2 rRNA genes are annotated in these 3,347 nt (G+C 58.4%); both read right to left on the bottom strand.

The features are described 5' to 3' along the window. Positions 1-49: 49 nt before the first annotated feature. Positions 50-166 (bottom strand): 5S ribosomal RNA (gene rrf, locus OMK64_RS19780). A gap of 74 nt (positions 167-240) precedes the next feature. Then, positions 241-3,346 (bottom strand): 23S ribosomal RNA (locus OMK64_RS19775). Position 3,347: the final 1 nt, after the last annotated feature.

Below are 3,347 nucleotides of genomic sequence, written 5' to 3'. Positions count from 1 at the left end.
GGAAACAGAAAGAGCCACCCCATCGCTGGGGTGGCTCTTTCTGAATGGTGTCCGGCGGCGTCCTACTCTCCCACACCCTGGCGAGTGCAGTACCATCGGCGCTGAAGGGCTTAGCTTCCGGGTTCGGAATGGGACCGGGCGTTTCCCCTTCGCTATGACCGCCGTAACGTTGTCGAGTTGTCAAACGGGTTCCCGTTCGTCTCTCGGGAACCGCACAGTGGACGCGTAGCAATGAATGAGGTGGTGAAGTTGTCGGCTTATTAGTACCGGTCAGCTGCGAGGGTCGTTGGTCCCCTCTTCCACATCCGGCCTATCAACCCCGTGGTCTAGCGGGGTGCCTCTCGGGACGAGTCCCGTGGAAACCTCATCTTGAAGCAGGCTTCCCGCTTAGATGCTTTCAGCGGTTATCCCTTCCGAACGTAGCCAACCAGCCGTGCTCCTGGCGGAACAACTGGCACACCAGAGGTTCGTCCGTCCCGGTCCTCTCGTACTAGGGACAGCCCTTCTCAAGTTTCCTGCGCGCGCAGCGGATAGGGACCGAACTGTCTCACGACGTTCTAAACCCAGCTCGCGTACCGCTTTAATGGGCGAACAGCCCAACCCTTGGGACCTACTCCAGCCCCAGGATGCGACGAGCCGACATCGAGGTGCCAAACCATGCCGTCGATATGGACTCTTGGGCAAGATCAGCCTGTTATCCCCGGGGTACCTTTTATCCGTTGAGCGACGGCGCTTCCACAAGCCACCGCCGGATCACTAGTTCCGACTTTCGTCCCTGCTCGACCTGTCAGTCTCACAGTCAAGCTCCCTTGTGCACTTGCACTCGCCACCTGATTGCCAACCAGGCTGAGGGAACCTTTGAGCGCCTCCGTTACATTTTAGGAGGCAACCGCCCCAGTTAAACTACCCACCAGGCACTGTCCCTAGTCCGGATCACGGACCGAGGTTAGATGTCCAGAGCGACCAGAGTGGTATTTCAACGTTGACTCCACCGACACTGGCGTGCCGGCTTCACAGTCTCCCACCTATCCTACACAAGCCGCACCGAACACCAATACCAAGCTATAGTAAAGGTCCCGGGGTCTTTCCGTCCTGCTGCGCGTAACGAGCATCTTTACTCGTAGTGCAATTTCGCCGAGTTCGCGGTTGAGACAGCGGAGAAGTCGTTACGCCATTCGTGCAGGTCGGAACTTACCCGACAAGGAATTTCGCTACCTTAGGATGGTTATAGTTACCACCGCCGTTTACTGGGGCTTAAATTCTGAGCTTCGCCTTGCGGCTGACCCGTCCTCTTAACCTTCCAGCACCGGGCAGGCGTCAGTCCGTATACATCGTCTTGCGACTTCGCACGGACCTGTGTTTTTAGTAAACAGTCGCTTCTCCCTGGTCTCTGCGGCCCTTCGTGCTGCCCCGGGCGTGCCGGTTCACACGTCAGGCCCCCCTTCTCCCGAAGTTACGGGGGCATTTTGCCGAGTTCCTTAACCACGATTCTCTCGATCGCCTTGGTATTCTCTACCTGACCACCTGAGTCGGTTTGGGGTACGGGCGGCTAGAACCTCGCGTCGAGGCTTTTCTTGGCAGCATAGGATCACCAGATTCCCGCATTCGCGGTCACCGTCAGCTCTCAGGCTCGTGAGGTGCGGATTTGCCTACACCTCGCCCTACGACCTTGGACGTGGACAACCATCGCCACGCTTGGCTACCTTCCTGCGTCACCCCTGTTAATACGCTTACCTACTACCGGTTCGGGTCCCGTGCTCCCCGGCCCGGTGCACCCGAAGGTGCGGTGGGCCGGCTCGGACGGTCAGCATCACCGGGCTCGGTATGGGCGGTTCTTCGCCGGTACGGGAATATCAACCCGTTGTCCATCGACTACGCCTGTCGGCCTCGCCTTAGGTCCCGACTTACCCAGGGCGGATTAGCCTGGCCCTGGAACCCTTGGTCATTCGGCGGACGGGTTTCTCACCCGTCTTTCGCTACTCATGCCTGCATTCTCACTCGTGTGGCGTCCACCGCTGGGTTACCCCGCGACTTCGCCCGCCACACGACGCTCCCCTACCCATCCACACGACTGAACCACGAAGGCTTGTCGAACGTGTGAATGCCACAGCTTCGGCGGTATGCTTGAGCCCCGCTACATTGTCGGCGCGGAATCACTTGACCAGTGAGCTATTACGCACTCTTTCAAGGGTGGCTGCTTCTAAGCCAACCTCCTGGTTGTCTGTGCAACTCCACATCCTTTCCCACTTAGCATACGCTTAGGGGCCTTAGCTGGTGGTCTGGGCTGTTTCCCTCTCGACTACGGAGCTTATCCCCCGCAGTCTCACTGCCACGCTCTGGCTTACCGGCATTCGGAGTTTGGCTAACGTCAGTAACCTGGTGGGGCCCATCGGCTATCCAGTAGCTCTACCTCCGGCAAGAAACGCGTGACGCTGCACCTAAATGCATTTCGGGGAGAACCAGCTATCACGGAGTTTGATTGGCCTTTCACCCCTAACCACAGGTCATCCCCCAGGTTTTCAACCCTGGTGGGTTCGGGCCTCCACGCGGTCTTACCCGCGCTTCACCCTGCCCATGGCTAGATCACTCCGCTTCGGGTCTAGAGCACGCGACTGAAACGCCCTGTTCGGACTCGCTTTCGCTACGGCTTCCCCACACGGGTTAACCTCGCCACGTACCACTAACTCGCAGGCTCATTCTTCAAAAGGCACGCCGTCACCCCTGCTAGGGAGGCTCCGACGGTTTGTAGGCACACGGTTTCAGGTACTATTTCACTCCCCTCCCGGGGTACTTTTCACCTTTCCCTCACGGTACTTGTCCGCTATCGGTCACTAGGTAGTATTTAGGCTTACACAGTGGTCTGTGCAGATTCACTCCAGGTTTCTCGGGCCCGGAGCTACTTGGGATCCCTCTCGGGAGGCCACGCCATTTCGTCTACGGGGGTACCACCCTCTGTGCCGGGCCTTTCAATGCCCTTCGACTATGACGCGACTTTCTGACTCCCTGCTGGTTCGGCAGAACCAGCGGAAAGGTCCCACAACCCCGCATGCGCAACGCCTGCCGGCTTGAACACGCATACGGTTTGGCCTGATCCGCTTTCGCTCGCCACTACTCACGGAATATCTCTTCCTGCCGGTACTGAGATGTTTCACTTCCCGGCGTTCCCTCCACACACCCTATATATTCAGGTGCGGGTCACACGACATGACTCGTGCGGGGTTTCCCCATTCGGACATCCTCGGATCACGGTTCGTTTGCCAACTCCCCGAGGCTTATCGCAGGCTACCACGTCCTTCTTCGGCTCCTAGTGCCAAGGCATCCACCCTGTGCCCTTATAAACTTGACCA

This window comes from Cellulomonas fimi, from assembly GCF_028527925.1.
Classification (GTDB): Bacteria; Actinomycetota; Actinomycetes; order Actinomycetales; family Cellulomonadaceae; genus Cellulomonas; species Cellulomonas fimi_C.
This window is presented reverse-complemented; position numbering and strand designations above follow the sequence as displayed.